This window comes from Geomesophilobacter sediminis (assembly GCF_016458275.1).
Lineage (GTDB): Bacteria > Desulfobacterota > Desulfuromonadia > Geobacterales > Geobacteraceae > Geomesophilobacter > Geomesophilobacter sediminis.
Window position 1 is genome coordinate 1 of record NZ_JAEMHM010000051.1, and the last position, 467, is coordinate 467.

Here is a 467-nt window from a genome sequence, read left to right on the forward strand (position 1 = left end):
GCTTCAATTGCTTCAGGAAAGCCTTTGAGACCATCGACGCATGCGATGAAGATGTCCTTCACTCCCCGGTTTCTCAGTTCGGTGACCACCTGAAGCCAGAACTTGGCACCTTCATTTTCGGCAGTCCACATCCCAAGGATCTCCTTGATCCCTTCAGCTGTGATGCCGATGCCGAGGTAGACGGCCTTGTTAATGACATGTCCATTGTGCCGGACTCTGACCCTGATGGCATCCAGGTACACGATGGGATAAACCTCCTCTAAAGGCCGATTCTGCCACTGTTTTACTTCATCTGCGATGGCATCCGTGACCTGTGAGACCAGTGTTGGCGATACATCTACCCCGTACATCTCCTGGAGATGGCCTTGGATATCACGGGTGGTCATTCCACGGGCATACATGGAGATGATCTTGTCGTCAAAGCCGGTAAAGCGGCTCTGCCCTTTAGGTAGGATCAGTGGATCAAA

At 52.0% G+C, this 467-nt stretch carries 1 protein-coding gene; it reads right to left on the minus strand.

Annotated elements, in window-relative coordinates; translation table 11 throughout:
* A partial coding sequence (locus JFN93_RS25300; protein WP_199387170.1) for an IS256 family transposase occupies window positions 1-467 on the minus strand: 467 nt, incomplete at both ends.